Genomic DNA, 25,740 nt, shown 5'->3' on the forward strand with positions numbered 1-25,740 from the left:
AGAGCCCCGTCCATTCACCGGACGGGGCTCTTTGCCGTGCCCGTGGCTCGATAGGCTGTGGTCATCCCCGTACACACGGACACCAGGAGCGACCATGAGCGCTGTGCAACCCGCTGGAGGACCGAGCTCGGCGGGCCGCTCCTGGCCCGTGGTGCTGAACGGCCTGCTGGAGGGCCGCGACCAGAGCGCCGACGACACGGCGTGGGCGATGGACCGCATCATGAGCGGCGAGGCCACCGACGCCCAGATCGCCGGCTTCGCGGTCGCGCTCCGCGCCAAGGGCGAGACCGTCGAGGAGATCTCCGGCCTGGTCCGGACGATGTACGCGCACGCCAACCTGATCGAGGTGCCCGGCCCCTCCGTCGACATCGTCGGCACGGGCGGCGACGGCGCCAAGACGGTCAACATCTCCACCATGTCGGCGATCGTCGTGGCCGGCACCGGCGCCAAGGTCGTCAAGCACGGCAACCGCGCCGCCTCCTCCGCCTCCGGGGCCTCGGACGTCCTGGAGAAGCTCGGCGTCAACCTGGAGCTGACGCCCCGGCGGGTCGCCGAGGTCGCCGAGGAGGCGGGCGTCACCTTCTGCTTCGCGGTGAAGTTCCACCCCGCGCTGCGCCATGTGGCCGCCGCCCGCAAGGAGCTCGGCATCCGCACCACCTTCAACTTCCTCGGGCCGCTGACCAACCCCGCCCGGGTCAAGGCCCAGGCCACCGGTGTCGCGGACGCGCGCATGGCGCCCATCCTCGCCGGGGTCCTGGCCGAGCGCGGCTCCTCCGCGCTGGTCTTCCGCGGCGACGACGGGCTGGACGAGCTGACCACCACCGCCACCTCGAAGGTGTGGGTGGTACGGGACGGGGCCGTGCGCGAGGAGTCCTTCGACCCGCGGGACGTGGGTATCGCGCTCGTACCGGTCGAGGCGCTGCGCGGGGCGGACGCCTCGTACAACGCCGATGTGGCCCGCCGGCTGCTCGCGGGGGAGACCGGGCCCGTACGGGACGCGGTGCTGCTCAACTCCGCGGCGGCGCTGGTGGCGCTGGAGCCGACGGACGCGCCGCTCACCGAGCAGATCCGGGCCGGCATGGCGAAGGCGGCCGAGTCCATCGACTCGGGCGCGGCGCGCGCGGCGCTCGACCGGTGGGTGGAGGCCAGCCACCGCTGAACCCGCGCGGGTGGGTGTGACACAAGGCGCGGTCCGGCCCCTCTTGTCTCAGGAACCGGACTGCGCCTTGCGCATGCCGAGACGTATGGCATGATGCCATTCAAGGTCATGAGTGACAGCGACTACGGCCCCGGCCCGCTGTCCGGCAACCCTCCGTCCGTGGCGGGGTGCCCCGGGTGAAGACCAGGTCGCAGGCAGCGAGGTCTGCGGCAAGCGCGGACCCCTGCACACCCTGGGGTCCTGGTCCTCAAGGGAGCAGTCTCGTGAGCAAGCGAATGCGATAGGGCGTATCGCCCCTTCTTCGGCACCCCTTTTTTCCTTCCGCCGCGTCCGCACTCCTGTGCGTCGATGCGTCGAATTCGCCTGCCCTGTACGGGAGTTCGCCATGTCTGTCTTCACCGCTGCCGCCGACCAGTCCGTTTGTACGCCGCTGCCCGTTCTGGGCCGGGATGTCACCGTGCCGCTCGTCACCGGCGGCGAGGTCACCTACGCCGCGCTCGACTACGCCGCCAGCGCGCCCGCACTCCAGCGGGTGTGGGACGACGTCGCCGCGTACGCCCCGTACTACGGCAGCGTGCACCGTGGCGCGGGGTACCTCTCGCAGCTGTCGACCGACCTGTTCGAGAACAGCCGCGCCACCGTCGCCGCGTTCCTCGACTGCCGCGAGGACGACGAGGTCGTCTTCACCCGCTCCACCACCGACTCGCTGAACCTGCTGGCCGCCGCCCTGCCCGCCGACTGCCAGGTGTTCGTCTTCGAGACCGAACACCACGCCTCGCTGCTCCCCTGGAGGGACGCCCGCGTCACCTACCTCAACGCGCCCCGCACGCCGGGCGAGGCGGTCGACACGCTGGAGCGCGCCCTCGCCGACCGCGACCCCTACGGCCCGGCCCTCGTCTGCGTCACCGGCGCGTCCAATGTGACGGGTGAGCTGTGGCCGGTACGGGAGCTCGCCGCCGCCGCCCACGCGCACGGCGCCCGCATCGTGCTGGACGCCGCCCAGCTGGCGCCCCACCACCCCGTGTCCGTGCGCGACCTGGACGTCGACTGGGTCGCCTTCTCCGGGCACAAGCTGTACGCGCCTTTCGGCTCCGGCGTGCTCGCAGGGCGGGCCGACTGGCTGCAGGAGGCCGAGCCGTACCTGGCCGGCGGCGGCGCCTCCCGCACCGTGGCCCGGCGCGCCGACGGCGGCGTCGACGTCGAGTGGCACACCACGGCCGCCCGCCACGAGGCCGGCTCGCCGAACGTCATCGGCGCGTACGCCATCGCCTCCGCCTGCAAGGCGCTCACCGAGGCCGGCTTCGACGATCTGGTGGCGCGCGAGCGGTACCTCATCGGCACGGTGCGCGAGGGCCTGGCCGAGGTGCCCGAGGTGCGGGTGCTGTCGCTCTTCGGCGACGACGCCCCGCGCGTCGGCGTCATCTCCTTCGTGGTCGACGGCTGGAACAGCTCGCACTTCGCGGCGGCGCTCTCCGCCGAGTACGGCATCGGCGTGCGCGACGGCCTGTTCTGCGCCCACCCGCTGGTGCGGACGCTGCTCGGCAGCGACCCGCAGCAGGTCGGCGAGTGCGGCGCGCCCGAGGCGGCTCCGCCCGGTGAGAAGTCGCTCAACGCGATCCGGGTCAGCTTCGGGGCGGGGACGCCGGATGAGCACGTCGACCGTTTCGTTCGGGCCGTGAAGGAGCTCGTGCGGGACGGGGCGAAGTGGAACTACCGTACGGAGGACGGGCGTTGTGTGCCCGACCGCGGCTGACCAGCCGCGTGCCCACCAGGACCGTGCGCAGCGCCCGTTCGGCCGCGTCCGCCAGCAGCTCGGCCGCCCGCTCCAAGGACTCCTGGAGCGGCAGCGGCCCGGGCGCCAGCGACTCGTAGGCGTCCAGCTCCGCGTCGCGGGCGCCGGGGCCGAGCGTGCCGGCCAGCGCGAGGACCGGCACCCCCGCCTCCCGGGCGCGGCGCGCCACCTCGCCCGGGATCTTCCCGCGCACGGTCTGCGCGTCGAGGGCGCCCTCGCCCGTGATGACCAGGTCCGCTCGGGCGAGGCGCGCGCCGAGGTCCAGCCCGTCGAGCAGCACCTCGAACCGGGGCAGCAGCCGGGCGCCGAGCGCCGCGAGCCCCGCGCCCAGGCCGCCGGACGCGCCGGTGCCGGGCGCCCCGCGCAGGTCGACGCCCGGGGTGAACGCCTCCGTGAGCGCCGCAGCCCAGCGCTCCAGCGCCGCCGACAGGACCTCGACCTGAGCGGGGGAGGCGCCCTTCTGAGGGCCGAAGACCCGCGCCACGCCGCGCTCGCCGCACAGCACGTTGTACGGGTTGCACGCCACCAGCAGCTCGGTCTCCGCCAGGCGCGGGTCGAGCCCGTCGGCGTCGACGGCCGCGAGCCGCCCCAGGGCGGCGCCCCCGCGCGGGAGTTCGCGTCCGTCCGCGTCCAGCAGGCGTACGCCCAGCGCCTGGAGCGCGCCGGCGCCCCCGTCCGACGTACCGGAGTCGCCGCAGCCGACGAGGATGCGGCGGGCACCGGAGTCCAGGGCCGCGCGCAGCAGTTCGCCGACGCCGTACGTGGTCGTGGCGCCGGGGTCGCGGCGGCCCGGCTCCACCAGCGCGAGACCCGCGACGGCGGCCATCTCCACCACCGCCGAACCGTCGCCGAGCAGCGCGAAGTGGCTCTCCACGGGAGCACCGAGCGGCCCGGTCGCCACGCACGGCACCAGGTGCCCGCCGGTCGCGGCGGCCAGCGCCTCCGCCGTACCCTCCCCGCCGTCGACCAGCGGGATCAGGTCCAGCCGCGCGCCCGGCAGGACCCGCCGCACGCCCTCGGCGATGGACTCGGCGGCCTGGCGCGCGGACAGGGACTCCTTGAAGCCGCTGGGCGCGACGGCGATCCGGTACGAGTGGCTCATGGGTGGGACTCCAGGAGGACGGGCACGCCGAGCAGCGGCCAGACGGTCAGGGCGAACAGCAGCACCACGCCCGCGGTGAGCGGGGCCAGCACGGCCGACAGCCGCAGCAGGTCACGCGGCGTGTAGGTGGGCACGCCGTCCGGTACGTCCGCGAAGAGGGCCACCGGCTTGGCCGACGCGGGCAGCGTGTGGCAGAACCCGGCCGCGGCGGTGGACGCCAGCGCCGCCGTGACCGGATTGACCCCGGCGGCCGCCGAGGCCGCCACCACCAGCGGCACCAGCACCGAGGAGCGGGCCGAACGGGACTGCAGCACCAGGTGCGCGGCCGTGGAGACGACCACGACCACGGTGAGGAACAGCCACGGCGGCGCGTCCACCGGCAGCCCCGCCACCAACCACCCCGCCGCCCCCGAGTCCGCGAGCGCCACACCCATCGCCATGGTCGCCGCCATGAACAGCAGCAGCGGCCACGGCACCGTCCGCAGCGCGTCCTTGAGCCGTACGGTCCCGAGCGCGGGCGACGACGCGACCACCGCGCCGATCAGCGCCACCACCGCGGGCGACACCCGGTGCAGCGGCTCGCTGCACCACAGCACCACCACCGTGGCCAGCAGCAGCGCGCAGCGCGCCTCGGCGATGGACAGCGGCCCGGTCACCGGCGCGGGGGACTGCGCCTCGATGTCGGCGGGCGTGATGCGCACCGGGCCGCGCCGGTCGGCCCGCGAGGTGGAGGTCAGCAGCACCACCTCGGCGGCCAGGTGGGACGACACGACCGCGAGCGGCAGGCCGAGCAGCAGCCACTCCACGAACCCCAGCCGCTGCCCCGACTGCTCCCACAGCACGTTGACCGTGATCAGATGCGCGCCCGCGCCGATGAGCGTCGCGACGGCGGACAGCAGCACGACGGTCGGGAAGAGCAGCGCCAGCATCACCACCAGCCGCCCCCGGTCCGCCAGCACCTTCGCCAGCGCCAGGAAGACCGGCAGGGCGAGCGCGGCCCGCCCCGAGGTGGCCGGGACGGCGAACGACGTCACCACCAGCGCGGCCGTGGTGAGGTGGACCAGCTGACGCACCGTACGGGCCCCGCTGACCAGGAAGGCGGCGGCCCGGCCCGCGAGGCCCGTCCGGGTGACCGCCGCCGCCAGGACGAACGCGCAGATCAGCAGCCAGATCGTTTCATCACCCAGCGTCGCGAAGAGCGTCTCGCTGCTGATCACACCGGTCGCCGTGAGCGCCAGCCCCGCGCCCAGCGCGATGTAGGTGTCGTCGACGGGCGTGGCGATCCAGGCGACGGTGGCGAGGACGAACACACCCAGCGTGAGGCGCGCGTCGGCGCCGAGTCCTGGGAAGTAGGACGGTATCGCCAGCACCGCGCACAGGCCGAGCGCGGCACCCAGCCACACCGCCCGGCTGAGGGAGAGCGTCACACCACCGAGTCTCCCCACCCGCCGTGAGCCCTCAATGAGCCCTCTATGAGGGAAAGTTCATCTACGGCATGCGGTAGCCCATGCCCCGCACCGTCTCCAGCCGCCGCGCCCCCAGCTTCCTGCGCAGGTTGCGCACGTACACGTCCACGATGTTCGACCCCGGATCGAAGTCGTACCCCCACACGTGGGACAGGATCTGCTCCCGCGACAGCACCTGCCCCGGGTGGCGCAGGAAGAGCTCCAGCAGCACGAACTCACGCGCCGTCAGGTCGACGGTCCGGTCCTCCGCGCGGGCCCGCCGGGTGCGCAGGTCCAGGCTCAGGTCGCCGCTGCGCAACACCGTCACCTCGGGCGCGCGGGCGGCGGTGCGCAGCCGCAGCCGTACCCGCGCCAGCAGTTCCTCGAAGCGGAACGGCTTGGTCATCCAGTCGTCGGCGCCGCCCTCCAGCCCGGCGACCGTGTCCCCGACCGAGTCCCGCGCGGTCAGCACGATCACCGGCAGGGTCACCCGTGCCTCGCGCAACTCCCGCAGCACGGTGAAGCCGTCACGGCCGGGCAGCCCGATGTCCAGCACCATCAGGTCGAAGCCGCCCGTGACGGCGTAGTCCAGCGCCGTGTCGCCGTCGGCGGCCACCGTGGTGGTGAAGCCGTTGGCACGCAGCCCCTTCTCGACGAAGGAGGCGATCCGCTCCTCGTCCTCGGCGATCAGAATGCGGTTCACGCGTCCTCTTCCTCCAGTACGAGTACGAAGGTGGCGCCGCCGCCCTCGGTGGGACGCAGCTCGACCCGGCCCCGGTGGCCCTCGGCGATGGCCTTCACGATGGACAGCCCGAGCCCCGCGCCGCCGCTGGTACGGGTGCCGCGCCGGGAGCTGCCGCGCCGGAACCGCTCGAAGATCACACCGGCGTCCTCGGCCGGCACGCCGACGCCGCTGTCGGCCACGTACAGCTCGATGCGACCCGTGACCTCCCGCGAACCGATCCTTATCCGCTGGCCCGGCACGGTGTGCTGGACGGCGTTCTGCGCGAGCTGGACCATCGCCTGCGTGATGCGCTGCGGGTCGAGCTCGGCCTCCCGGTCGGTGACACCGTCCAGCACCCACTCCCGCTCGCCGAGCGCCCGCGCCTTCACGAAGACGTCGGCCGTCAGCTCGCCCAGCTGGACGGGCTCCGGCGCCACGAAGTCCGGCCGCTCGGCCTTGGCCAGCAGCAGCAGGTCCTCCACGATCCGGCTCATCCGGTCCAGTTCCTCCGTGACCAGCCGGATGGTCTCCGCCTGCTCGGCCGGGTCGTCACCCATCAGCTCCAGGTGCCCGCGCACGATGGTGATCGGCGTGCGCAGCTCGTGTCCGGCGTCGTCGACGAACTGCCGCTGCGCGGCGAACGCCCGCTCCAGCCGGTCCAGCATCGCGTTGAACGTCTCCGCGAGCAGCGCGATGTCGTCCCGGCCCTGCACCGGGATCCGGCGCGTCAGGTCCTGCTCGGTCAGCTGCGCGGCGGTCTGCCGGACCACCCGCACCGGCGCGAGGATCCGGCCCGCGACGGCCCAGCCGATCCCCGTCGTCATCAGCAGCGCGACCCCCGAGATCGCCAGCTGCGTACGGAACGCCTCGGCGGCGATCGCCTGTTCGTGGTCCGCGTGGAACGCCACCACGAACGCGCCCTGCGGCGCCGTACCGGCCGGGCTGATCGGCACCTTCGCCCACCGCACCTCGCCCTGCGGGCGTTCCAGCGTGCCGGAGCGGGCGTCCGCCGCGAAGATCCGCGCGAGCGCGTCGCGGTCCCGGTACAGCGCGACGTCCTCCGCGATGTCCCGCGGCTGCCGCAGCACGTCCGGCGCGGGCCCCGCACCCTCGGTCAGGCCCAGCAACTCCTCGTCGGGGTCGGAGTACTGGCGCTGCAGGAACACCTGGAGCAGCCGTCGCGGCTCGGTGAACCGGGCACCGTCGGCCGGGTCCACGCCCTGGTCCACGAAGTTGGCGAACTCCCGCGTCTCCTGCGTCAGCAGCTGGCTGATCCGGTGGTCCACGTCCCGCAGCAGGATCGACCGCGTGGTCGTCGCCACGGCGGCGAGCGCCACGGCCATCACCAGCAGCAGCCACAGCAGGATCCGTACGCGCGCGGAGACGCGGCGGTCAGTTCTCGTCAAGGGCGTCGTCACCGAAGTCGTCATCGTCGTCGTCCCCCGGCGCCGGCGCGGGCACCTTGGCGGCGGGCGGCCCGGGTACGACGGTGTCCTTCGGCGTGCCGCCGGGCCTGCCGCCGGGCACGTACGTCCGGCTCGGCGGCACCGCCGACGGCGAGGCACTCGCGGGCGCGGGGCTCGCGGGGCTCGCTGGGCTGGGGCTCTGGCTCCGGCCGCTCGCACTCGGTCGCGGCGTGGCGTCCAGCTCCACCTCGGCCGGTACGTGGGGCGCCTCGGGGGAGTCGGTCAGCAGATAGCTGGTCGCCGCGATCCCGAGGGGGATGGCGACGACGGCGGCGAGCGTAGCCATGCGGTGGGTGAAGGCCATGCGGCCATCCTGGGCGGGGTGTGCGCCGCCGCGAATGAGCGCGAGATGAAGGCTCCTTCATGAACCGCATGCTCCCCGACCGCGCCCTGCCAAGCCCCGTGCTCCGGGCCCCACCCCCCTGAAGGGTGACACGTCACGGGCGGGGATTTGTCCCCCACCCCGCCCCTTCCCGTAACCGGGGGCTGCGCCCCCGGACCCCCGGGGAGGTTGTACGTGGGGGCTGACGCCCCCACACCCCGGTACGCGGCAGCTTCGCGCCGCCACTCGGAGGGTTCGGCAGGGGCCCCGGCGGTGGCGTATGGGCACCACCGGGGGACGCACGCACCGACGGCGCGAGGGGCCACCGTCGTGAGGGGGTCGGGGGTGGAGCGTGGGGGTGGTCGGACGTAAGACGACTGAACTCGCGCGAAGCGCGGTGAACGAGAGTCCGACCACCCCCCACCGGAACCCCCGGCACCCGACCCGCACCCACCGGCGCAAGCCACCGCGCACCGGAAACCCACCCACCGGCGCAAGCCACCGCGCACCGGAAACCCACCCGCCGGGCAAGAGCACCGCGCAGCGGAAAGCCGCCCACCGGGCAGCAACCCACGCCCCCCGCGAGAGCAACCTACGCGTCGAGGCCGATCGCGAACGCCGCCTCCAGGTCGTGCTGCGAGTACGTGCGGAACGCGACGTGCGTGTCCGTCGCCTCGACGCCCGGGATCTTGCTGATGCGGCCCGGGATGACGTCCGCCAGGTCGTCGTGCTTGGCCACCCGCACCATGGCGATCAGGTCGTACGTGCCGGTGACGGAGAAGACCTCGCTGACGTTCTCCAGCGCGGCGATCGACTCGGCGATCTCGGGGATGCGGTCCACGCTGGTCTTGATGAGCACGATCGCGGTGATCACGGCTGTCCTTCTCCCTCGGGGCCCGCTGTCTGGGCCTTCACTCTAGCCCTCCACCCGTACCGGACCCACGCGTAGAGGAACCCCAGGCCGAAGCCCACCAGGTGCGCCAGGTACGCGACCCCGGGCCCGGCGCCCGCGCCGCGGGCCGCCAGCCATTGGAGGACGCACCAGAACACCAGCACGATCCAGGCGGGGAAGCGCAGGGGCAGGAAGAAGAGGAAGGGGAAGAGGCTGGTGACGCGGGCTTTCGGGAAGAGGAACAGGAAGGCGCCGAGGACTCCGGAGATGGCGCCCGAGCCGCCGACGAGGGTCTGCGCGGAGTGCGCGTGGGCCACGGCGTAGCCGACGAGCGCGAGGTAGCCGCAGCCCACGTAGAAGAGGGCGAACTCCAGGTGCCCGAGCCGTTCCTCGGCCATGGCGCCGAAGACGTAGAGGAACAGCATGTTGCCGAGGAGGTGCAGCCAGCTTCCGTGGACGAAGAGGGCCGTCAGCGGGGACGGCAGCGCGCCGGGGGTGCCGGTCAGCAGTTCGGCGGGGATCACCCCCCAGCGCCGGAAGTACGCGCTCTGCGCCGCGAGGAGCGCGTCACCGGTGCCGTACTCGTGGTTCAGGCCGGACACCGGACTGATCAGGAAGACCAGACAGCACGCCGCCATCACGCCGTACGTCACCACCGGACCCCGCTCGATCATGCACAGATCATGACGTAAAGGGAGGGAGCGGGACAGGGTGCCTCGCCGGGCCACAGGGGTACCCGTGAGGCCGTAGGGTTACGGGCAGTACATCCGCAGTTCGATGGCGCACCGCGGGCCCGCACCCGGCACGACCGGTACGAAAGAGGACGGCAACCCATGACGACGGTTCCCATGCCGACCGCGACGACCCGCTGGCGGTGCGCGCTCTGCGGCAATCTGACGCGCTTCGACGTGACCAGGTCTTCCAAGGTCGTCGAGTACGTCCATCTGGACCTCGCCGGTGAGCCGAAGGTCGAGGAGCGCGAGGTGGTCAGTGAGACCATCGAGTCGGTCCGGTGCCGCTGGTGCAACGCGGTGGACCAGATCGAGCTGGTGGACAGGCCGGACGCCGCCTCCTGACGGGAGGCCCGGCGGGGGCGAGGACGACGGGTAGTGGGGTGAGAACGTGGAGCAGCCCGCAAGCGGTGCTGAACCGGCCGGCGCGGCCGGAGACGCCGCCGAGGCGCTCGACCGCCCGATGCCCGAGGGTGTGCGGCGCCGGGTCGTCGCACTGGTGTCGGACGCCTTCGGCGGTCTGACCGTCGCGGAACTGCCCGCCCAGTTGCGGCAGTACGCCCGTTTCACCCCGTCCCGCCGGGTCAAGTTCGCGGGCAACGCCATGGCCGCCGCCCTGGAGGGCGACCCGGTCTTCCGGCAGCGGATCGGTGAGCGGTTCAAGGAGGCGCAGCCGGAGCTGGCCGGTGCGGTCGAGGGCGGCTCGCCGCCGGCGGCCGCCGACCCCGTCGACGTCGCCGCGGCCGCCTACGTGCTGCGCCCCGCCGGCTGGGCGAAGCTCGTCGCCGCGGCCGGCGAGGAGGCGCAGCGGGCGGATGCCGAGCGCGCCGACGAGGAGGGGCGCCGGGAGCTGGAGCGGCTGCGCGCGGAGCTCGCCGAGGCGCGGGCGCAGACCCGTACGGAGACGGAGCGGCTGCGCGCCGAGCTGGACGCGGCCCGCAAGGAAGCCGAATCGCTTCACCGCAAGCTCCGCAGCGCACAGAGCGATGTCAAGCGCGGCGAGGCCGCCCTGCGCCGTACGCAGGCGGACATCGACGCGATCCGGTCCGAGGCGGCGGCGCAGGTCTCCGCCGCCGAGAGCGAGACGCGGCGCCTCAAGGCGCGGCTCGGTGAGACGGAGGCCGCCCTGGAGGCCAGCCGCCGGGCCGCCCGGGAGGGGCGCTCGGTGGAGGACATGCGGGTGCGGCTGCTGCTGGACACCGTCCTGGAGTCGGCGCAGGGCCTGCGCCGCGAGCTGGCGCTGCCGCCGGTTTCGGTCCATCCGGCGGACACCGTCGACGCGGTCGAGCCGGGCCGGATGTCGCCCAAGGACATCGCGGCGCGCGCCCTGTCGGAGACCGACCCGGCGCTGCTCGACCAGTTGCTGGCGCTGCCGCAGGCGCACATGGTCGTGGACGGCTACAACGTCACCAAGACCGGCTATCCGACGATGCCCCTGGAGAAGCAGCGGCTGCGGCTGCTCGGCGGCCTGTCGGCGCTGGCCGCGCGCACGGGCGCGGAGGTCACCTGTGTCTTCGACGGCGCGGAACTCGCCGCGCCGGTGCTGCTCGCGCCGCCGCGCGGGGTGCGGGTGCTGTTCTCCAAGCCGGGCGTGACGGCGGACGAACTGATTCGTCAGCTGGTGCGCGCTGAGCCGCCGGGCCGGCCCGTGGTCGTGGTCTCCACGGACCGCGAGGTGGCCGACGGCGTGGCCAAGTCGGGTGCGCGGCCGGTCTCCTCCGCGCTGCTGTTGAAGCGCCTTTCGCGGCTCTCGTGAATTCCCGGGCTTCTTGCCCGAATTCGACCCGTTCTGAGAAATCAGTTGCGCGAACGTACCGTCAAGTGCTCATGACGCAGCGTGGAATGTGTGTAAAGAATGGGGCCCCTGAGCGAGATTTTTCGCATGAGGATTTGAACTGATCACAGCATGGTCACTAGGGTCTGCTCGAACCTTCGCGCAGTTGATCGCCCACCCGGGGTGACAGCGAAGGAACCGCCTCTCCCGCGCAGTCCCCGAAGGGTCGAGGCGGCTCTCGAAGGAGAAGGAGCTCGCCTCCGTGGCGTCCCACCGTCGTCCCAAGCGGCCGAGCCGTGCCCGCGTGACCGTGCTCACCGCGACCGCCGCCGCTGCCGTCGCCCTGTCCTCCCAGGCCGCTCAGGCAGACCCCAAGCCGAGCAAGAGCGAGGTCAAGGCCAAGGTCGACAAGCTCCACCACGAGGCCGAGGAGGCCACGGAGCAGTACAACCTCGCCGAAGAGCAGCGCGAGAAGCTCCAGAAGGAGATCAGCGCCCTCCAGGACAAGGTGGCGCGCGGCCAGGAAGAGCTCAACACGCTGCGCGACAGCATCGGTTCGGTGGCCAGCGCCCAGTACCGCGCCGGCGGCATGGACCCCTCCCTCCAGCTCTTCCTCTCCTCCAACCCGGACGACTACCTCGACAAGGCCTCCGCCGTCGACCAGTTGAGCGCCAAGCAGGCCGAGGTCCTGGAGACCATCCAGGCCAAGCAGCGCACCCTCGCCCAGGAGCGCGCCGAGGCGACCGCGAAGCTCGCCGACCTCGAGGACGTCCGCAAGACGCTCGGCGAGAAGAAGAAGGCGTTCCAGGGCAAGCTCGCCGAGGCCCAGAAGCTCCTCAACACGCTCACCGCCGCCGAGCGCGCCAAGATGCAGGAAGAGGAGCAGCGCGCCAGCCGCGCCGCGAGCGACCGCGTGGAGCTCGGCAACGAGGTCCCCGCCTCGGCGCGCGGCGCCGCCGCCCTCGCGGCCGCCGACACCCAGGTGGGCAAGCCGTACATCTCCGGTGCCGAGGGCCCCAACGCGTACGACTGCTCCGGTCTGACCCAGTGGGCCTACCGCCAGGCCGGCGTCAGCCTCACCCGCACCACGTACACCCAGCAGAACGACGGTGTGAAGATCGGCCGCAGCCAGCTCAAGCCCGGCGACCTGGTCTTCTTCAACGGCCTTTCGCACGTCGGCCTGTACGCGGGCAACAACACCGTCCTGCACGCCCCGAAGCCCGGGACGGTCGTCCGGTACGAGTCGATGGACTGGCTGGGCACGTTCCAGTTCGGCGTCCGCATCTGACGTACCGGGCCCCTCGGGACGCGCCCGTACACTCCCCTGATCAGGGGAATCGCGATCCCTTCAGTTGACGCTCCGCCCCGCCGGTGACCTTGCGGTCTACCGGCGGGGCGCCGCTGTTCGAGCCCTCCGGGCCTCACGCGGCCTTTGGCCTGTGCGTAGCCGTCCGGCTACTGTCTGGCGCGCAACGCACACAGCTGAAGGGAGCGCGGTTCGTGGCGTCCCATCGCCGGTCCTCGCCGTCGGGTCTCACGGGTTTCACGGGTCTCACCCAGGCCACCCGGAACGCGACGGTCACGGTCCTCTCCGCCGCGGCGGCCACCGCGGCGGCCGCCCTCGGCGCGGCCCCCGCGGGCGCGGCCCCCGGTGAGCCGGCCGACACCACGGAGACCACCCGGGCCAGGGTCGACCGGCTCTTCGAGGAGGCCGAGAAGGCCACCGAGGGGTTCAACCAGGCCGACGAACGCGCCGACGCCCTGCGCGAGCAGGTCTCCCGCACCCAGGACGCCGTCGCCCGCGGCCAGGAGCGCATCAACCACATGCGCGGCGCGCTCGGCACGGTCGCCGGCGCCCAGTACCGCTCCGGCGGCATGGACCCGGCGCTCGCACTGCTGCTCTCCGACGACCCCGACACCTACCTCGACAAGGCCGCGACCCTCGACCGGATCAGCGAGCGGCAGGCCCACGCCCTCACCGAACTGCGGCGCGCCCAGCGCCTGCTGGGCCAACAGCGCGCGGAGGCCACCCGCCAGCTGGCCGAGCTGGAGCGCAGCCGGGCCGCCGTCGCCCGCCACAAGCGGCTCGTCGAGCGCAAGCTGGCCGAGGCGCGGACGCTGCTCAACTCCCTGACCGCCGAGGAGCGCGACAGCCTCGACCGGGCCTCGCGCTCCGGGCGCGACGACCTGCCCCCGCTCGACGGCGCCGAAGGCGCCGAAGGCCCCGCGGGCGAGGCCGCGTCCGAGCGGGCGGCCGCCGCGGTCCGGGCGGCCCGCTCCGCCCTCGGGCGCCCCTACATCTGGGGCGCCAACGGGCCGTACGGCTTCGACTGCTCGGGCCTCACGCAGTGGGCGTACGCGCAGGCGGGCGTCAGCCTGCCGCGCACCTCGCAGGCCCAGCGCAACGCGGGACGCCACGTGCCGCTCTCCGAGGCGCGGCCCGGCGACCTGGTGACGTACCGCTCCGACGCCAGCCACATCGGGATGTACGTGGGCAACGGCCAGGTCATCCACGCCCCCTACCCGGGCGCGCCGGTGCGCTACGACCCGGTGGGCATGATGCCCATCTCGGCGGTCACGCGCGTCTGACCGTACGATCGCCGGGTGGTGGTGCGGAGGCGGGCGGTGGTGGCGGCGTTCGGCCCCCTGCTGCTCTCCGGTGTCTCCTCCGGCTGTACGGCTACGGGTCCGGAGACGGCGGCGGGCGCCGAGGAGCTCCGGGCGGCGGTGGACCGGTGGGCGGCGGCCGTCCGCTCCGGCGACCTCGCCGACGTTCCGCTTGCCTCCTGGTCGTACCGGATCACGCGGGCGCGGCAGGACGGCGACGGGCGGGCCACCGTCCGCGCCGAGCTCGGCTACCGCATCGCCGGGTACGACAGCGGCCCCGTCACCACCGAGCGCGCCCTGCGGCTCGCACGGCGGGACGGCCGCTGGCAGGTGACGTCCGACCGGCCCGCGCAGGGCGCCGCCCAGCAGCTGTGGGACCAGGGCACCCTCCAGGTCGTACGCGGGCGGCGCAGCCTGGTCCTCGGCTCCGGGCAGGACCCGGAGCGGCTGCGGGCCGTCGCGGCCACGGCGGACCGGGCGGTTCCGGCGGTGTCGGCCGCCTGGGCCGGTCCCTGGGCCGGGCGCGTGGTGGTGCTCGTCCCCGGCTCGCTGGCGGGCATGGGCGCGCTGCTCGGGGCGCCGGCCGACCGGCACCGGGGCATCGCCGCGGTGACGACCGGCCGGGCCGGGGGAGGGCCGGACGCCCCGGCGGACCGGGTGGTCGTCAACCCCGAGGCGTACACCGGACTCAGCGGAGTCGGCCAGGACATGGTGCTCACCCACGAGACGGCCCACGTGGCCACCCGCACCCACACCTCGGCGGCGACCCCGATGTGGCTCTCCGAGGGCTTCGCCGACTGGGCGGCCTACCGGGGCACGGCCCACCCGGCCGCCCAGGCGGCGCCCGCGCTGCGGGACGCGGTGCGCGCGGGACGGGCCCCCGCGGGACTGCCGTCCGACGGGGACTTCGCCTTCACCGGCGACGCGGACGCCCTGGCCCGCGCGTACGAGGGCGGCTGGCTGGCCTGCGCGCTGATCGCCGACCGGTGGGGCGAGCCGGAGCTGCGGGCCTTCTACCGCGCGGTGGGCGCGCACCGGCGCCGCGAGGCCCGGGAGCAGGCCGTGGCGCAGGCGCTGCGGGAGGTGCTGGGCACGACCCGGGAGGAGTTCACCACCCGGTGGCGCGACTACGTGCGGGAGCGGCTGGGCTGAGGCCCTCGCCATCCCGCGCCGCCCCTCGCCGGCACCGTCCCGCGCCGTCAGTCCAGCGTCTGGACGAGCTCCTGGCGGGTCGGCGTGAGGACGACACGGGCGCGGGCGCCGTTGACGAGCGGCAGGTACGGCGGGACGTGGCCGCACTCGACGTCGGCGATGATCGGCACGCCGAGCGGGCCGAGCGCGTCCAGCACGGCCTCGTGCTGGGTGAGCGAGTCGCGGTCGGGCGCCGAAGTACGGCCGACCAGGACGGCGTTCGCGGCGTCGAAGAAGCCGGCCAGGCGCATGCCGTGGAGGTTGCGGCAGATCTCGAGCGCGTCGTCGTCGCCCACCGCCTCCACGTAGACGAGCAGCCCCTCGGACGCGTGGGCGCGGGCGAACGCCGTGACGTCGCCGTACGGCGTGCCCGCCAGGTTGCTCACCGTCTCGATGCACCCGCCGATCAGCCGCCCCTCGACCTCCAGGTCACCGTCGCCGCCGCTGTCCAGGCGGGTCCAGGTGCCGGTCGCGTTCAGGGTGTACTCGCGCACGTCAGGGAAGACGCCGTAGTCGTCCCAGCCGCTGGTGCGGTGGCGGCCGGGCGGGGTCTGGGCGAACCGGCTGCCCTCGGGCAGGGCGGCGACGTCCAGCCAGGAGAGCAGCCCCTCGGGCACCCGGTAGGGGGTGTCCATCAGGTTGTTGCCGTGCAGGGTCGCGATTCCGGTCAGGAGCGTCAGCGGCGTGAGGATCGTCGACATGTCCGAGTAGCCGACCAGCCAGGTCGGCTCGGCCTCGCGCAACCGGTCGAAGTCCAGCAGCGGCAGCAGGTCGATCGCGGTCTCCCCGCCCCACGGCGGCACGACGGCCCTGATGGCCGGGTCCGTCAGCATCGCCATCAGCTCCGCCGCGCGCTCCGCCGCCGGGGCGCTGACGTGCCCCGAGCCGTCCATGCAGTCGCCGACGACCACCTCGTACCCCCGCGCCTCGACCGTCGCGACGGCCACCTCCAGGCGCTTGCGGAGCGCCTCGGGGACGCCGCTGGAGGGGGAGGTGACGCCCACGCGGTCACCGGGGCGCAGGGGCCGCGGGTAGCGGATCGGCGTGGTGGGCGTACCGGAAGGGGCGTCGGAGGGACTGTGCGAGGGGCTGTGGGAGGGGCTGGGGGAGGGAGCCATGATCGGATTCTGGCAGAGGGCCTCAGGAGGTCAGTACCCGGTTTCGGTCGGCGTCCCGGTCGGCCGCGGGCGCGGTGCCGTCCTGCGGCGGGACCGCCGCGGCCCGCTCGCGCAGCCGCGGCTCCGTGACCGTCTGCGTCCACAGCACCCGGCACGCCGTCAGCGTCGCCGCCACCAGGAGCCCATTGCGTACCAGCAGGAGCAGCAGCCCCAGTGGGTCGCTGTCCGACACGTGCGAGAACCAGATCGGGAACTCCAGCAGCGTCACCCCGGTCGCCACCAGCACCAGCCGGGCCGCCGTGCGCATCCGGCTCGTCGGGAAGACCAGGCAGACCGACGCCAGGCCGACCAGCCACAGCATGTACTGGGGGCTGATCACCCGGCTCGTGGTGGTGAACAGCAGCACCGCCACGAACGCCGCGTCGCTCAGCGTCGTCTTCCCGAACGCGCCCGTACGCCACACCCGCACCCGCCACACCAGCAGCCAGCCGAAGGCCGCCACCGTCAGCGCCAGCGCGGCCGTGGACACCACCGGCACATACGGCCCGAGGAACTCCACCGAGCCGTAGTTCAGCGTCGCCCGCCCCTCCCAGCCGAAGTGCCGTGCCACGTGGAACACCAGCGCCCCCAGCGACTCCACCTCGGTGCCCCGGTCCCGCTGGAACGTCAGGAACGCCAGCGCCCCCGGCATAGCCGCCGTACAGAGCAGCAGCACCCCGGCCGCCGTCACCACCGCGGCGGTCCACGAACGCAGGGTGACGCGCCCGCGCCGTGTGCCCGCGAGCAGCAGCACCGGCCAGACCTTCAGCATCGCGCCGAAACCGGCCAGCGCCCCCATGATCCTCGGGTGCCGGACACCCGCGAGCAGCGCGGCGACGGCGACGGCGGTCACCATCAGGTCATAGCGCGCGTACGCCGTCGGCCCCAGCAGCGGGACGCCCGCGACCCACACCCAGGCGCCCGACAGGCACTTGCCCGGGCGCCGGCCCGCGTACAGCAGCAGGCCGAAGACGGCCGCGTCGCAGACGAAGGCGAGGACGAAGAAGGCGGAGGCGTAGTCCAGGAACGGCAGCAGGCCGGGGGAGAGGACCGCGAGGGCGGCGGCCGGCGGGTACTGCCAGGTCACGTCGTCCATCGGATACGTGCCGGCCCGCAGCACGTCGTACCAGCCCCGGTAGATCTGCGAGATGTCCGTGGTGATGTCCGGGCCCGGGAGGGTCATCACCTTGAAGACGAGGAGGAGCAGGAGGGTCCTGGTCAGCAGCCATATGGGGATGGGGCCCTTCATGCCTACCTCTACGTCTACGTCGTCGTCTGGTGGGGGGTGGAGACCGCGCGTGGGCAGTGGAGCGGGGCCGTTCGGTACTGTCGGCCTTGATGCAAACGATGCACAAGACCTTGATCGTAACCAACGACTTTCCGCCCAGACCCGGTGGGATTCAGGCGTTCTTGCACAACATGGCGCTCAGGCTCGATCCCGAGCGTCTTGTTGTGTACGCCTCCACCTGGAAGCGGGGGCGTGAGGGCGCCAAGGCGACCGCTCTGTTCGACGCGGAACAGCCCTTCCAGGTTGTCCGGGATCGTACGACGATGCTGCTGCCCACCCCCAGGGTCACCGCCCGGGCGGTCGCGCTGCTGCGGGAGCACGGCTGCGAGTCGGTGTGGTTCGGGGCCGCGGCGCCGCTCGGCCTCATGGCGCCCGCGCTGCGCCGGGCCGGCGCGAAGCGGATCGTCGCCACGACCCACGGCCACGAGGCGGGCTGGGCCCAGCTGCCGGGCTCCCGGCAGCTGCTGCGGCGCATCGGCGAGGGCACGGACACGCTCACGTACCTCGGCGAGTACACGCGCTCGCGCATCGCCGCCGCGCTGACGCCCGAGGCCGCCGCGCGGATGGTGCAGCTGCCGCCGGGCGTCGACGAGAAGACCTTCCACCCCGGCTCGGGCGGCGACGCCGTGCGCGAGCGCCTCGGGCTCGCCGAGCGGCCGGTCGTCGTGTGCGTCTCGCGCCTCGTCCCGCGCAAGGGCCAGGACACCCTGATCAGGGCCATGCCCGCGATCCTGGCCCGCGTGCCCGACGCGGTCCTGCTGATCGTGGGCGGCGGCCCGTACGAGAAGGACCTGCGCCGCCTCGCCGCGGAGACCGGCGTGGCCGGATCCGTACGCTTCACCGGCGCGGTGCCGTGGGAGGAACTCCCCGCGCACTACGGCGCCGGCGACGTCTTCGCCATGCCGTGCCGCACGCGGCGGGGCGGCCTCGACGTGGAGGGCCTCGGCATCGTCTACCTGGAGGCCTCCGCCACCGGCCTCCCGGTCGTCGCCGGCGACTCCGGGGGCGCGCCCGACGCCGTCCTCGACGGCGAGACGGGCTGGGTCGTCCGCGGCACCTCCCCCGCGGAGTGCGCCGACCGCATCGTCACCCTCCTCGACGACCCGGACCTCCGCCGCCGCATGGGCGAACGGGGCCGCGCCTGGGTCGAGGAGAAGTGGCGCTGGGACTCGCTGGCGGAGCGGCTGCAGCGGTTGCTGTGAGGCGGTTGCCTGCGGTGCGGTGGCTTGGGGTGCGGCGGCCTGCGGTTCCGCGCCGTGCAGGCGCCGGCAGGGGCGGGGGCTGCGGAGGCTCGCGGCGCCGCCCCGGTCGCGCTTCCGCGGGGCGGCTCCCGCCGGTGGGGTGCGGGGCGGGACCCCTCCGGGCTCGACTCTCCCCCAGAGGGGGCACCCCCACGACGTCGGCGGCCTTGGCCCGTACGGACGCGGAACGGTTTCGGCGCCGCCAACGTCTGCGGGGACGACCCTGCACGGCCCCACCCCGGGCCGTCGCCCGCCTGCGGGTCGTAACCCTGCCGGTTGTAGACGCGTGCCCGAAGGGCTACGGGGGAGGGTGGGTACACCACGGTCCGCAGACAAACGGGGGCTCGGGGCGAAGCCCCGACGCGGGCCCGTCGGCCGGTGGCCCGGGCCGCTCTGGAGGACTGGGGCGCCCGGGGGCCGGGGCGGAGCCCCGGTTTCGGGAAGTGGGGGTCCCCACCCACGCCCGCAGGGCGTAGGGGGAGGGGTGGGGGAGACAGCACCGCCCAGCGCAGGCGAGCGGGTTCGGGGCGAGCCCCGACGCCGGCCCCGCGCCCCGGAGGGCAGGCCGGCGCGAGCGGAGCGCGCAGCCCGGCGCGGAACCACAGGCCTCGGAGGGGCCGGCAGGCCTCGGGACGCGAGGCCCCGCCTCAGGCGTGGTAGATCGCCTCGATCTCGTCCGCGAAGTCCTTCGCCACCACGTTCCGCTTCAGCTTCAGCGACGGCGTGATGTGCCCCGCCTCCTCCGTGAACTGCGACGTGAGGATCCGGAACTTCCGCACCGACTCCGCCTTGGAGACCGCCGCGTTCCCGTCGTCCACGGCCCGCTGGACCTCCGCCAGCAACTCCGCGTCCTCCCGCAGGGACGCCGCCGTCGAGCCCGCCGGCTTGCCGTGCTCCGCAGCCCAGCGGCCCAGGAACTCCTCGTCCAGCGTGATCAGCGCGCCGACGAAGGGCCGGCCGTCGCCGACGACCATGCACTCGGCGACCAGGGCGTGCCCACGGATGCGGTCCTCGATCACCGCCGGGGCGACGTTCTTGCCGCCCGCGGTGACGAGGATCTCCTTCTTCCGGCCCGTGATGGCGAGGTACCCGTCCTCGTCCAGCGTGCCGATGTCGCCCGTGTGGAACCAGCCGTCGGCCAGCGCCTCGGCGGTCGCGGCCTCGTTGTTCCAGTAGCCCGAGAAGACGTGCTCGCCGTGCAGCAGCACCTCGCCGTCGTCGGCGATCCGTACGACCGAGCCGGGCAGCGGCTGGCCGACCGTGCCGATCTTCGGCCGGTCCCACGGGTTGAACGCCGTCGCCGCGCACGACTCCGTCAGGCCGTACCCCTCCAGCACGGTGAAGCCGATGCCCCGGAAGAAGTGCCCGAGCCGCTCGCCCAGCGGCGCGCCGCCCGAGATGGCGAACTCGCCGCGCCCGCCCAGCACCGCGCGCAGCTTGCTGTAGACGAGCTTGTCGAAGACGAAGTGCTTCAGCCGCAGACCGAACGACGCGCCCTGCGGGGAGTCGACGGCGCGGCTGTACGCGATCGCCGTCTGCGCCGCCTTGTCGAAGATCTTGCCCTTGCCGTCCGCCTGCGCCTTGGCGCGCGCCGAGTTGTAGACCTTCTCGAAGACGCGCGGGACGCCGAGGATCAGGGTCGGGCGGAAGGAGGCGAGTTCGTCGGTGAGGTTCTTGATGTCCGGGACGCAGCCGAGGCGGATGGGCGCGAGGACGGAGGCGACCTCGACCAGCCGGCCGAAGACGTGCGCGGCGGGCAGGAAGAGCAGCACGGAGCACTCGCCCGTACGGAAGAGCGGCTTGAGGCGCTCGACGACGTTGCCGCACTCGGCGAAGAAGTTGCGGTGGGTCAGCACGCAGCCCTTGGGACGGCCGGTGGTGCCCGAGGTGTAGACGATGGTGGCGATGTCGTCGGCCTTGGCGCTGGCGCTGCGCTCGTCGACCGTCTCCTCGGAGACGTCCGCGCCGGCCGCGACCAGCTCGTCGATCCCGCCCTTGTCGATCTGCCAGACGTGCCGCAGCTCCGGCAGCCGGTCGCGCACGGACGCGACGGCGGCGGCGTGCGCGTCGCTCTCGACCATCACCGCGACCGCGCCCGAGTCGCCCAGGATCCACTGCACCTGCTCCGGCGAACTGGTCTCGTACACCGGCACGGTCACCGCGCCCGCGCTCCAGATCGCGAAGTCCATCTGCACCCACTCGTAGCGGGTGCGTGAGATGAGGCCCACCCGGTCACCGGGCCGCACGCCCTGCGCGATCAGGCCCTTGGCGGCGGCCCGCACCTCGGCGAGGAACTGGGTGGCGGTGACGTCCGTCCAGGCACCGGCCACCTTGCGGCCCATGACAGCCACGTCCGGGTGCTGCGCGGCATTGCGGCGGATGAGATCCGTCAGATTGCCGTCCGTGGGGACCTCGTACAGGGCCGGAAGGCTGAACTCGCGCAAGACTGCTGCTCCTCATCGGGCGCCGGCGCCACGGCTCTGTGTGATGCACCGGCTGCGGTCCATGATCGGGCAGGTGCTCGGTGGGGGTGAGCACGACTGGACTGCCCGGACGTTACCGACCGGTACTAGGTTCCCGATAGGGGCCCCGGCCGAATGTTCGCTGCGTCACACGTGTTCGGGGGTGCTTCGCGCACAGTAGTCCACAGTCGGGAAGACTCGGAAGTAACCGCAGGTCCGAGCACTTAGGGTGGGGGGTTATGCGAGGCACGAGGGTCAACGTGATCAGTGACGTCCACGGGAACGCCGAGGACCTGGCCAAGGCGGGGGACGGCGCGGACGCCCTCATCTGCCTCGGCGACCTCGTCCTCTTCCTCGACTACCACGACCACTCGCGCGGCATCTTCCCCGACCTCTTCGGCGTCGAGAACGCCGACCGCCTCGTCGAACTGCGCACCGCCCGCCGCTTCGACGAGGCCCGCGAGCTGGGCCGCCGGCTCTGGGCCGAGCTGGACGTGGACCGCGAGAGCGCCATCGAGGCGGCCGTGCGCACGCAGTACGCCGAGCTGTTCGCCGCCTTCCCGACACCGACGTACGCGACGTACGGGAACGTCGACATGCCCGGTCTGTGGCACGAGTACGCCCGCCCCGGCACCACCGTCCTGGACGGGCAGCGCGTCGAGATCGGCGGCCGCGTCTTCGGCTTCGTCGGCGGCGGGCTGCGCACCCCGATGCGCACGCCGTACGAGATCTCCGACGAGGAGTACGCGGCGAAGGTCGAGGCGCTCGGCGAGGTGGACGTGCTGTGCTCGCACATCCCGCCGGAGCTGCCGGAGCTCACCTACGACACGGTCGCCCGCCGCTTCGAGCGCGGCAGCCGGGCACTGCTCGCGGCGATCCGGCGGACGAAGCCGCGGTACGCGCTGTTCGGGCACGTCCACCAGCCGCTGGTGCGGCGGATGCGGGTGGGGGCGACGGAGTGCGTGAACGTCGGCCATTTCGCGTCGACCGGGACGCCGTGGGCCCTGGAATGGTGAGCCGCGGCCACGCGATAACCTTCCCACCTCAGACTCACCCAAGGAGCCACAGCGATGGCGGAACACACCAGCTCGAGCATTGAGATCGAGGCGGCGCCGGCCGACGTCATGGGCGTGATCGCCGACTTCGCGCGCTACCCCGAGTGGACGGGCGAGGTGAAGGAGGCGGAGGTCCTCTCGACGGACGCCGCCGGCCGCGCCGAGAAGGTCCGGCTGCTGCTGGACGCGGGCGCGATCAGGGACGAGCACACCCTGGCGTACACCTGGACCGGCGACGACGAGGTCAGCTGGACGCTGGTCAAGTCCCAGATGCTCCGCGCGCTGGACGGCACGTACCACCTGGCCCCGCTCGCGGGCGGCGCCCGCACCAAGGTGACGTACCGGCTGACGGTCGACGTCAAGATCCCGATGCTCGGCATGATCAAGCGCAAGGCCGAGAAGGTCATCATCGACCGGGCCCTGGACGGCCTGAAGAAGCGCGTCGAGTCGACCGCGTCCTAGGACCTGTCTTTCGGGTCTTGCCGGGCTCACGACGCCCGGCACCGCACCGCACGTTCATGGCCCCCGGGCCCGGGCCTCGTCCCGGCCGCCCGGGGCCGCCCCGGTAGCGTGGGGCGGCATGCGCACCCTCCTCGTCACCGGCCCCGGCGGCGCCGGCCGCACCACCCTCGCCGCCGCGACCGCTCTCGGCAGCGCCCGGCAGGGGCGGCGGGTCCTGCTCGTCACCGCCGACCGGGCGCCCGGCGAGTGGTTCCGGGACCGCTTCCCGGACGGTGACGGCCCCGTCGTCCGCCGCATCGACTCCGGCGCGTACTTCCGCGCCGAGCTCCTCGCCTTCCAGGAGCGCGCCGGCGCCGCGCTCGGTCTGCTGGGCGCGGCCCCCTTCGCGGAGGAGGAGCTCACCGAGCTGCCCGGCAGCGACCGGTTCGCGCTGCTGCGGGCGCTGCGGGACGCCGCCGCCGGGGACTGGGACCTCGTCGTCGTCGACATGCCGCCGCTGCCCGACGCCCTCGCCGTACTCGCCCTGCCCGCGCAGCTGCGCCGCTACCTGCGGCGGTTGCTGCCGCCCGAGCGGCAGGCCGCCCGCGCGCTGCGGCCGATGCTCGCGCAGCTCGCCGGCGTACCGATGCCCGCCGAGTGGCTGTACGAGACCGCGGGCCGCTGGGACGGCGAACTCGCCGCCGTCCAGGCGCTCGTCGAGGCCCCGACGACCTCGGTGCGGCTCGTGGCGGAGCCGGGACCGGCCGCCACCGCCGCGCTGCGCACCGCCCGCGCGGGGCTCGCCCTGTACGGCCTCGCCGTCGACACGGCCGTCGCCAACCGGATCCTGCCGACCGCCTCCCCCGACCCGTGGCTCTCCGGCCTCGCCGCCCAGCAGCAGGACCACCTGAAGGCGCTGTACGAGGACCTCGGCGACGGCGTGGACGCGGTGCGGGAGGTGCCGCACTTGGGGCACGCGCCCCGCTCCGCCGGCGACCTCGCGCCCCTCGACGTACCTCCCGGCAGCGCCCGGCCCGCGCCGGAGTGGGCCGTCGAGGACCGCCGCGACCCCGACGGCGTCCTGGTCTGGCGGATCCCGCTGCCCGGAGCGGGCAAGCCCGACCTCGGGCTCGTCCGCCGGGGCGACGAACTCGTACTCACGGTCGGCCCGTTCCGCCGCATCGTCCCGCTGCCGTCCGCCCTGCGCCGCTGCATCGTCTCGGGCGCCGGCCTCGCGGACGGCGTGCTGAGCGTGCGCTTCACACCCGACCCGGATTTGTGGCCCCGTACGCGGTAACGTCGAGGGTGACCCAGCCACACAGCCGCAGCAGCCGCAGGAGTACGCCATGAGCGATGCCACCCAGCATCCCGACGCCGACGCCTGGGCGAGGGCCTGCGCCGAGGACCTGGACGCCGAGCGGGCGCGCCGCCGCGGGCCGGCCGGACCGCCGCCCGGCACCGCCGCCGAGGAGCTGCGCAAGCTCGTCGACGCGGTCGCCGACAAGGTCGCCTCGCTGCGCACCCCGCTGCTCGGCGCGGGCGCGCAGAACGCCGTGCAGCAGCTCGTCAGCCAGGCCAAGTCGGCCGTGGAGCCGGTGATCGAGCGCAACCCCGAGGTCTTCGACCACCTCGCCGCCGCCGGCAGCGAACTGCTCGCCGCGTACCGCTCCGCCGTCGAGGGCCAGGAGCGCCGCTGGACCCAGGGCCGGCCGGCGGCCGGGAAGGACGACGGCCGCGACGGCGGCCAGAGTCGCGACGACCGCGAAGGCCCGGACCCGAGCGAGCACATCGACCTGGACTGAGGGGCCGGGACCGAGAGCTCCGTGCCCGCCCTCGGGTACGGTTGGCCGTAGCGGGGCTCGACCGAAAACTGAGGGACACATGGGACTCACCATCGGCGTCGACATCGGCGGCACGAAGATCGCGGCCGGAGTGGTCGACGAAGAGGGCACGATCCTCGACATCCACAAGGTGCCCACCCCGCCGACCGCCGACGGCATCGTCGACGCGATCTGCGCCGCCGTCGCCGAAGCGGGCAAGGGCCATGAGATCGAGGCGGTCGGCATCGGTGCCGCCGGTTACGTCGACGACAAGCGCGCCACCGTCCTGTTCGCGCCGAACATCCACTGGCGGCACGAGCCGCTGAAGGACAAGGTCGAGCAGCGCACCGGCCTCCCGGTGGTCGTGGAGAACGACGCGAACGCCGCCGCCTGGGGCGAGTACCGCTTCGGCGCCGGCCAGGGCCACGACGACGTCATCTGCATCACCCTCGGCACGGGGCTCGGCGGCGGCATCATCATCGGCAACAAGCTGCGCCGCGGCCGCTTCGGCGTGGCCGCCGAGTTCGGCCACATCCGGGTGGTGCCGGACGGTCTGCTGTGCGGCTGCGGCAGCCAGGGCTGCTGGGAGCAGTACGCCTCCGGGCGCGCCCTCGTGCGGTACGCCAAGCAGCGCGCCGCCGCCACCCCGGAGAACGCCACGATCCTGCTGGCGCTGGGCGACGGCACCCCCGAGGGCATCGAGGGCAAGCACATCAGCGACGCCGCCCGCCAGGGCTGCCCGGTCGCCGTCGACTCGTTCCGCGAGCTGGCCCGCTGGGCCGGAGCGGGCCTCGCCGACCTGGCGTCGCTGTTCGACCCGTCGGCGTTCATCGTCGGCGGCGGTGTCTCGGACGAGGGCGAGCTGGTCCTCGGCCCGATCCGCAAGTCCTTCCGCCGCTGGCTGGTGGGCGGCCGCTACCGTCCGCACGCCCAGGTGCTCGCGGCCCAGCTGGGCGGCAAGGCCGGGCTCGTCGGCGCGGCGGACCTGGCCCGCCAGGGCTGATCGTTCCGTCTCACGGTGCCCGCCGCGTCCTCACCCGGATGCGGCGGGCACCGTCATATCGTGCTGCT

General features: G+C 73.7%; 22 protein-coding genes, 1 pseudogene and 1 riboswitch. Of the genes and pseudogenes, 13 read left to right on the forward strand and 10 right to left on the reverse strand.

Annotation, left to right across the window (positions count from 1 at the left end; genetic code table 11):
* The first annotated feature begins 94 nt into the window (after positions 1–94).
* Positions 95–1,159 carry an anthranilate phosphoribosyltransferase gene (trpD, locus tag AC07FJ_RS03010; protein WP_479044608.1) on the forward strand — a complete coding sequence of 355 codons (1,065 nt, stop codon included), beginning with the start codon at positions 95–97 and terminating at the stop codon, positions 1,157–1,159.
* A 104-nt stretch (positions 1,160–1,263) separates the two neighbouring features.
* Positions 1,264–1,381, forward strand: a riboswitch (SAM riboswitch).
* A 163-nt stretch (positions 1,382–1,544) separates the two neighbouring features.
* On the forward strand, positions 1,545–2,912 hold the full coding sequence (locus tag AC07FJ_RS03015) for an aminotransferase class V-fold PLP-dependent enzyme (RefSeq protein ID WP_479044610.1): 1,368 nt from the start codon (positions 1,545–1,547) through the stop codon (positions 2,910–2,912).
* Here the strand turns inward: AC07FJ_RS03015 and AC07FJ_RS03020 are convergent.
* The 7 genes and pseudogenes from AC07FJ_RS03020 to AC07FJ_RS03050 all read right to left on the reverse strand — a co-directional run bounded on the left by AC07FJ_RS03020 (position 2,870) and on the right by AC07FJ_RS03050 (position 9,576).
* Positions 2,870–4,053, reverse strand: a pseudogene (locus AC07FJ_RS03020) (glycerate kinase family protein). The gene AC07FJ_RS03015 and the pseudogene AC07FJ_RS03020 sit on opposite strands and share 43 nt — an antisense overlap.
* Positions 4,050–5,480, reverse strand: a complete 1,431-nt coding sequence (locus AC07FJ_RS03025) for an SLC13 family permease (RefSeq protein WP_479044612.1) — start codon at positions 5,478–5,480, stop codon at positions 4,050–4,052. The pseudogene AC07FJ_RS03020 and the gene AC07FJ_RS03025 overlap by 4 nt, the downstream one beginning before the upstream one ends.
* 61 nt (positions 5,481–5,541) lie before the next feature.
* Positions 5,542–6,201, reverse strand: a complete 660-nt coding sequence (locus AC07FJ_RS03030; protein ID WP_361414444.1) for a response regulator transcription factor — start codon at positions 6,199–6,201, stop codon at positions 5,542–5,544.
* A complete protein-coding gene (locus AC07FJ_RS03035) occupies positions 6,198–7,652 on the reverse strand; it encodes a sensor histidine kinase (protein WP_479044615.1) in 1,455 nt (484 codons plus the stop codon). Before AC07FJ_RS03035 ends, AC07FJ_RS03030 begins: the two co-directional genes overlap by 4 nt.
* Positions 7,615–7,992, reverse strand: a complete 378-nt coding sequence (locus AC07FJ_RS03040; RefSeq protein WP_479044618.1) for a small hydrophilic protein — start codon at positions 7,990–7,992, stop codon at positions 7,615–7,617. The genes AC07FJ_RS03035 and AC07FJ_RS03040 overlap by 38 nt, the downstream gene beginning before the upstream one ends.
* A 610-nt stretch (positions 7,993–8,602) precedes the next feature.
* Positions 8,603–8,884 carry an Lrp/AsnC family transcriptional regulator gene (locus tag AC07FJ_RS03045; protein WP_267241175.1) on the reverse strand — a complete coding sequence of 94 codons (282 nt, stop codon included), beginning with the start codon at positions 8,882–8,884 and terminating at the stop codon, positions 8,603–8,605.
* Positions 8,881–9,576 carry a rhomboid family intramembrane serine protease gene (locus AC07FJ_RS03050; protein ID WP_361414450.1) on the reverse strand — a complete coding sequence of 232 codons (696 nt, stop codon included), beginning with the start codon at positions 9,574–9,576 and terminating at the stop codon, positions 8,881–8,883. Before AC07FJ_RS03050 ends, AC07FJ_RS03045 begins: the two co-directional genes overlap by 4 nt.
* Positions 9,577–9,735: 159 nt before the next feature.
* Here AC07FJ_RS03050 and AC07FJ_RS03055 point away from each other — a divergent pair, with 159 nt between their 5' ends.
* The 5 genes from AC07FJ_RS03055 to AC07FJ_RS03075 all read left to right on the forward strand — a co-directional run bounded on the left by AC07FJ_RS03055 (position 9,736) and on the right by AC07FJ_RS03075 (position 15,166).
* On the forward strand, positions 9,736–9,978 hold the full coding sequence (locus AC07FJ_RS03055) for a hypothetical protein (RefSeq protein ID WP_355367223.1): 243 nt from the start codon (positions 9,736–9,738) through the stop codon (positions 9,976–9,978).
* Positions 9,979–10,024: 46 nt separating this feature from the next.
* Entirely contained in the window at positions 10,025–11,389 is a 1,365-nt protein-coding gene (locus AC07FJ_RS03060) for an NYN domain-containing protein (RefSeq protein ID WP_479044621.1), read from the forward strand.
* 280 nt (positions 11,390–11,669) lie between these two features.
* A complete protein-coding gene (locus AC07FJ_RS03065) occupies positions 11,670–12,695 on the forward strand; it encodes a C40 family peptidase (protein WP_479044623.1) in 1,026 nt (341 codons plus the stop codon).
* A 212-nt stretch (positions 12,696–12,907) separates the two neighbouring features.
* Positions 12,908–13,996: a C40 family peptidase gene (locus AC07FJ_RS03070; RefSeq protein WP_479044626.1), complete on the forward strand. Its 1,089-nt coding sequence runs from the start codon at positions 12,908–12,910 to the stop codon at positions 13,994–13,996.
* 18 nt (positions 13,997–14,014) lie between these two features.
* On the forward strand, positions 14,015–15,166 hold the full coding sequence (locus AC07FJ_RS03075; RefSeq protein WP_479045273.1) for a hypothetical protein: 1,152 nt from the start codon (positions 14,015–14,017) through the stop codon (positions 15,164–15,166).
* A gap of 47 nt (positions 15,167–15,213) precedes the next feature.
* Here AC07FJ_RS03075 and AC07FJ_RS03080 read toward each other — a convergent pair whose 3' ends face one another.
* Both AC07FJ_RS03080 and AC07FJ_RS03085 read right to left on the reverse strand, forming a co-directional pair.
* Positions 15,214–16,323 carry a S66 family peptidase gene (locus AC07FJ_RS03080; protein ID WP_479044628.1) on the reverse strand — a complete coding sequence of 370 codons (1,110 nt, stop codon included), beginning with the start codon at positions 16,321–16,323 and terminating at the stop codon, positions 15,214–15,216.
* Positions 16,324–16,345: 22 nt separating this feature from the next.
* Positions 16,346–17,611 (reverse strand): glycosyltransferase 87 family protein, encoded by a 1,266-nt coding sequence (locus tag AC07FJ_RS03085; RefSeq protein ID WP_479044631.1) that lies wholly within the window; start codon positions 17,609–17,611, stop codon positions 16,346–16,348.
* 98 nt (positions 17,612–17,709) lie between these two features.
* On the opposite strand from AC07FJ_RS03085, the gene AC07FJ_RS03090 reads away from it, so the two are divergent.
* Complete coding sequence (locus tag AC07FJ_RS03090) at positions 17,710–18,852, forward strand: glycosyltransferase family 4 protein (RefSeq protein WP_479044634.1); 1,143 nt, start codon at positions 17,710–17,712, stop codon at positions 18,850–18,852.
* A gap of 686 nt (positions 18,853–19,538) precedes the next feature.
* Here the strand turns inward: AC07FJ_RS03090 and AC07FJ_RS03095 are convergent.
* Positions 19,539–21,335 (reverse strand): AMP-dependent synthetase/ligase, encoded by a 1,797-nt coding sequence (locus AC07FJ_RS03095; RefSeq protein ID WP_479044636.1) that lies wholly within the window; start codon positions 21,333–21,335, stop codon positions 19,539–19,541.
* A gap of 257 nt (positions 21,336–21,592) precedes the next feature.
* On the opposite strand from AC07FJ_RS03095, the gene AC07FJ_RS03100 reads away from it, so the two are divergent.
* The 5 genes from AC07FJ_RS03100 (at position 21,593) to AC07FJ_RS03120 (ending at position 25,672) form a co-directional block, all read left to right on the forward strand.
* Positions 21,593–22,369 (forward strand): metallophosphoesterase family protein, encoded by a 777-nt coding sequence (locus AC07FJ_RS03100; protein WP_479044638.1) that lies wholly within the window; start codon positions 21,593–21,595, stop codon positions 22,367–22,369.
* Between the two features lie 54 nt (positions 22,370–22,423).
* Entirely contained in the window at positions 22,424–22,870 is a 447-nt protein-coding gene (locus tag AC07FJ_RS03105) for an SRPBCC family protein (RefSeq protein WP_479044641.1), read from the forward strand.
* 118 nt (positions 22,871–22,988) lie between these two features.
* Positions 22,989–24,146, forward strand: coding sequence for an ArsA family ATPase (locus AC07FJ_RS03110; RefSeq protein ID WP_479044643.1), 1,158 nt, complete (start codon positions 22,989–22,991; stop codon positions 24,144–24,146).
* A gap of 49 nt (positions 24,147–24,195) precedes the next feature.
* Positions 24,196–24,651, forward strand: a complete 456-nt coding sequence (locus tag AC07FJ_RS03115; RefSeq protein ID WP_479044646.1) for a DUF5304 domain-containing protein — start codon at positions 24,196–24,198, stop codon at positions 24,649–24,651.
* A gap of 79 nt (positions 24,652–24,730) precedes the next feature.
* On the forward strand, positions 24,731–25,672 hold the full coding sequence (locus tag AC07FJ_RS03120; protein ID WP_361414476.1) for an ROK family glucokinase: 942 nt from the start codon (positions 24,731–24,733) through the stop codon (positions 25,670–25,672).
* Positions 25,673–25,740: the final 68 nt, after the last annotated feature.

Source organism: Streptomyces sp. NPDC045998 (genome assembly GCF_056430285.1).